At 70.5% G+C, this 5071-nt stretch carries 4 protein-coding genes; all 4 read left to right on the forward strand.

What is annotated here, in order from left to right; genetic code table 11:
* A partial coding sequence (locus GT042_RS08910; protein WP_237530599.1) for a methylmalonyl-CoA mutase family protein occupies nt 1–178 on the forward strand: 178 nt, incomplete at its 5' end.
* A 94-nt stretch (nt 179–272) separates the two neighbouring features.
* Nucleotides 273–944: a leucine efflux protein LeuE gene (gene leuE, locus GT042_RS08915; protein ID WP_161308165.1), complete on the forward strand. Its 672-nt coding sequence runs from the start codon at nt 273–275 to the stop codon at nt 942–944.
* A gap of 145 nt (nt 945–1089) precedes the next feature.
* On the forward strand, nt 1090–2613 hold the full coding sequence (locus tag GT042_RS08920; protein WP_237530598.1) for a glycosyltransferase family 29 protein: 1524 nt from the start codon (nt 1090–1092) through the stop codon (nt 2611–2613).
* Entirely contained in the window at nt 2610–4934 is a 2325-nt protein-coding gene (locus GT042_RS08925) for a glycosyltransferase (RefSeq protein ID WP_161308167.1), read from the forward strand. Before GT042_RS08920 ends, GT042_RS08925 begins: the two co-directional genes overlap by 4 nt.
* The last annotated feature ends 137 nt before the right edge of the window (nt 4935–5071 follow it).

The following is a 5071-nucleotide window of genomic DNA, read 5'->3' on the forward strand; positions in this document are numbered from 1 at the left end:
GGAACGCGACGGCGCGGCCGTGGCGGTGGCCCTCGCCGACCTGCGGCGCGCGGCGGCCGGCACGGACAACGTGCTGTACCCGATGAGGGAGGCCCTGAGGGCGCGCGCGACGGTGGGCGAGGTGTGCGGGGCGCTGCGGGAGGTGTGGGGGACGTACGTGCCGACCGACGCCTTCTGAGATTCGCCTTCCGTGGTTCGCCTTCCGACCCGGAAGGCGCGGACGCCGCGAACCCGGATGCGTGGGTACGAACAGGTCTGCGAGACTCGCGCCCATGTTGGGTGTCACGGATCTGCCGACCTATCTCGTCGGCCTTGTGCTGATCGTCCTGCTGCCAGGACCGAATTCGCTGTACGTGCTCTCCGTCGCGGCCCGGCGCGGGGTCCGCGTCGGGTACCGGGCGGCCATGGGGGTCTGGTGCGGCGACACCGTGCTCATGGTGCTGTCGGCGGCGGGGGTCGCCTCGCTGCTCCAGGGCAACCCGCTGCTCTTCGGGATCGTGAAGTACGCGGGCGCCGGGTATCTGACGTGGCTGGCGGTCGGGATGCTGCGCGCGGCCCGGTCGCTGTGGAAGAGCCGCCACGAGCAGGCCGGCGAGGGAGCCGCGGACGGGTCGAGCGCCGCGGAAACGGCTCCGGAGGCGGTGGAGCGGCCGTACCGCAGGGCCCTGCTGATCAGCCTGTTCAACCCCAAGGCGATCCTCTTCTTCATCTCCTTCTTCGTGCAGTTCGTCGACCCCGGTTACGCGCACCCGGCCCTGTCGTTCGTCCTGCTGGGCGTCCTCGCCAACCTCGCCAGCGCGCTCTACCTCTCGGCCCTGATATTCGGCGGCACGCGGCTCGCCGCCGCCTTCCGCCGCCGCAAGCGCCTCTCGGCGGGCGCGACGACCGCCGCGGGAGCCCTGTTCCTGGGCTTCGCCGTCAAGCTGTCGATGAGCGGTGTCTAGCCCGTACGCAGCACTATTCCCACTCCGGATCGTCCCGTTTCCCCCGTCGACGGCCTCAGTTCACCCAAGGGTCGTCCAGGTTTCCTAACGTGACGCCGACCCGCCATCTGTCAGCGGGACAGCAGACGCTTGGAGCAGGATGACAATGGCCCGCAACAGATGGCCGAGGGTGCGCAGCTCGGAGACCCCGGTCGTCGCACCCGACGGCACCGCAGACCAGGCCCGGATCAGGCCGACCGAGCTGGACGAGTGCCTCCGTGCCTGCGCCGTCCACAGCGGCAAGCTCGTCGCCGGCCTCGACCGGCGGCGCGTGGAGCTCGCCGAGAAGCTCCGGCACGCGCTCGCCACCCACGCCCTCGCGGAGTCCGGCACGCCCGCACGCGCCTCCTCGGCCGGCAGCGCCGCCGCCGCCCTGCTCCGCCGGGGCACCAGCGCCGTCGGCGTCTCGGGCCCGGCCCTCGGCGGGGACCTGCTCGACGCGCTGCTCGCCGTCGGCAACAAGGCGCTGGAGTGCAAGTACGACGACGAGCTGAAGCTCGCCCTCCTCATCAGCGACACCGTGCTGACCGCGCGCAAGAACTCGCGCGCCGGATGGCGCCTGCGCGCCAGGACGCTGGAGGCGTTCGGCAACGAGTCCGCCGCCATCGAGGCGTACGACCGCTACCTCGCGCTCACCGACGAGGACGGGTTCGGCGTCGCGACCAGGACCGCGGGCCTGCGCGCCGGCCGCCAGTACCAGGCGGAGCTCCTGGCGCAGCTGAAGAGCGAACGCCCCAGGTCCGCGCTGTACTCGCACGGCCAGCCCACCGACACCTGGGCCGAGGGCCTGGTCCTGCACGACCGCGGCGACTGGGAGCAGGCCGAGCTGCGGCTCATCGGCGCCCTGCTCACGATGGCCGGCGACGGCACCCCCGTGCCCGACATCCAGGACGCCCTCGCGCACTACCTCGACCTGCGGATCGCGGTCAACGGCGGGGACGCCTCCGAGCTGCGCGACCTCGTCGGCCTCTACGCCGAACAGCGCAGGAACCGCATGCGCGGCCCGGTCGCCGACCCCACCTACGGTGGCGTCGAGTGGCTGAGCCTCGGCGAGTTCCGCAACCAGATCGCCGGCAAGTCCATCTGCCTGATCGCCAACTCCCAGAGCGTGGGCCGCGGTTCGATCGGCCGCGAGATCGACGACTACGACCTGGTCGTCCGCTTCAACTCGTACAAGATCGACGCCCCGGCCACCGGCAAGCGCACCGACATCCACGTCTCGATCCACAAGCACAGCTTCAACTGGGACCAGAAGGTCACCACACGGCTGATCTTCGGCGGGATCTCGGGCGACTGGAAGCACTCCGTGCGCAACCGCCTGGTCCCCGGCGCGCAGACCTACCTGGGCGACGAGTCGCTGCGCTGGCCGCTGCGCAACATCGGCCAGATCGGCGCGAGCGTCTGGCCGTCCATCCCCACCAGCGGCTTCAACATGCTCTGGCTGCTGGACTTCCTGGACGTCAGCCCGCGCCTGGACCTGATCGGCTTCGACTTCTACGAGAGCGGGGCGTACCGGCTCCAGGAGGCGATGCGCATGCCCATCACCTCCGTGCACGAGTACACCACCGAGAAGGCGTGGGTCATGGAGCGTGCCCAGAGCGTGAACGACACGAGGATATCCCTGCGATGACCACCACCACCTTCTCCGGCGTGGCCCCGGCCGACACCTCCACCAACGCGCTGACCGGCAAGCGCCGTATCGCCTTCGCCAGCTTCGTCGACGAGAACTACCTGCCCGGCTTCCTGGTGCTGCTGCGCAGCCTCGCGCTCTCCAACCCGAGCCTGTGCGAGGACTTCATCGTCCTGCACGACGGGTTGCGCCCGGCCTCGGTCGCCAAGATCCGCGCGCTGCACCCGCGGATCGACCTGCGCCGCGTCGACGCCGAGCGGTACGAGTCGTACGCCAAGGGCGACCAGGACAACTACCTGGTGCGCAAGGCGTACTTCATCCTCGACGTGTTCCGTATCCGGGACTACGACACCGTGATCACCCTGGACACCGACATGGTGGTCCTCGGTGAGCTGGGCGACCTGCTGAAGCTGCGCGAGGGGCTCGCCGCCGTACCGCAGTTCTTCTACGGGCAGCACAAGCTCAACAGTGGCCTCCTGGTGATCCAGAAGGAGTACCTGAGCGACGAGTTCTGCGCCCGGATCGACGCCACGGGCCGCTCGGGCGACTACGAGCTGGACAAGCACGACCAGGGCATCCTCAACGCCGTCCTGGACGGGGACTTCGTCCAGCTCGACGCCCGCTTCAACTTCGTGAAGCGCCGGCTCTCGGGTGACAAGGAAGTCCCCGAGGACACCGCGATCCTGCACTTCACGGGCCGGCACAAGCCCTGGCAGGGCGGCGAGGCGGGCTACAGCAAGGGCGAGGACCGCTGGCGCGAGTACGTCATGTCCGACGCCGACTTCCACGCGGCGTACATGTCGGGCGGCGGCACCACCCACCACGACCTGCTCGTGCACTACGGCACCCCGCACGTCGCCCGCACCGGCGACGTGGAGAGCGCCCGCCGGGTGGCCCTCGCGCACATCGGCGCGGGCGAGTTCGAGGACGCGGTCCGGGTGCTGTCCTCCGTCCACATCCCCGTCGACTCGTCCTGGCCGCACGAGGTGTACGGCCACGCGCTGATGAGCGTGTCCCGGTACGAGGAGGCCGAGGCGCAGCTGCTGCTGGCCAGCTCCGCCCCCAACCGGGCGGCGACCGCCTTCTCCCGGCTGGCCCAGATCGCCTGGATCCACAACGACGACACCACCGCGCGCGACTACGCGATGGAGGGGCTGCGGGTCGACCCGACCCACCGGGCGAACCGGCTGATGCGGATCCGTACGTCCGCGGTGCCCGCCCAGCGCGAGGGCGCGCCCGAGGACCAGCTGGCCCACGTGGCGTTCTACATGCCCCAGCAGGGCAACGCGGGCGACAAGCTGCTGCCCGAGTCGGTACGGCTCACCTTCGGCGAGGACACCGGCAACCGCCGCTGGCACTCGGTCCACGCCCACCGGCTCTTCGACGAGGAGGCGCTGGAGCGGGTCAACGCCCGGCGCGGGCTGGTCATCGGCGGCGGCGGCCTGTTCATCCCGGACACCGCGCCCAACGGCAACAGCGGCTGGCAGTGGAACGTACCGGACGAGCGGCTGAACCGGATCGACGTACCGATCGTCGTGTACGCGGTCGGCTTCAACGCCTTCGACGGCCAGTCCTACCGGGCCGCGCGCTTCCACTCCAGCGTGCGCCAGCTCGTCGAGCGCTCGGCCTTCTTCGGGCTCCGCAACCACGGCTCGATCGAGAAGGTCAGGGCGCTGCTGCCGCCCGAGCTCCAGGACAAGGTGCGCTTCCAGCCCTGCCCGACCACGGTCACCCGTCAGCTGGTCCAGGGCTGGACCGACCCCGCCGTGCGCGAGAACACGATCCTGATCAACGCCGCGTACGACCGGGCCGGTCTGCGCTTCGGCCACGACTACGCGCACTTCCTGGCGGAGATGGCCAAGGCGATCAAGGCGCTGGGCGCGCACGCCGAGGTCCAGTGTGTGGCGCACTCGCTGGACGACGAGAAGATCGCGTTCGACCTGCGGCGCCAGCACGGCATCTCGCTGCCGGTGATCCCGATGTACGACTTCGAGAACGACGAGATCAGGGATCTGTACGCCCGTACGAAGCTGGTCATCGGGATGCGCGGCCACGCCGGCATGATCCCGTTCGGCTGCGGGACGCCGATCATCAGCCTGATCTCGCACCCGAAGATGACCTACTTCCTGTCGGACATCGGGCGGCCCGAATGGGGCGTGTCCGTGCACGACAAGAACCTCGGCGCGGTGCTGACCGAGCGGGCCGTGGGGCTGCTGGACGACCACGCCGCGTCGGTCGCGGACGTGCACGCCCGGCAGCAGGAGCTGTGGAAGATCACCCAGGCGAACGCCTCCGACCTGCGGGTCATCCTGGGAGCGTGACGGCGGCGGGCGCCGGGCCGGCCGTGTGAACGGCCCGCCCGGCGCCCGGAGTTGTTCCCTGCCCGATCCCGGGGCTCAGTCCCCGCGCAGGACCGTCCTGCGCAGCTTCTTCGCCCGGCGCACCATCCGCCGGGCCG

This window comes from Streptomyces sp. SID3212 (assembly GCF_009865405.1).
Classification (GTDB): domain Bacteria; phylum Actinomycetota; class Actinomycetes; order Streptomycetales; family Streptomycetaceae; genus Streptomyces.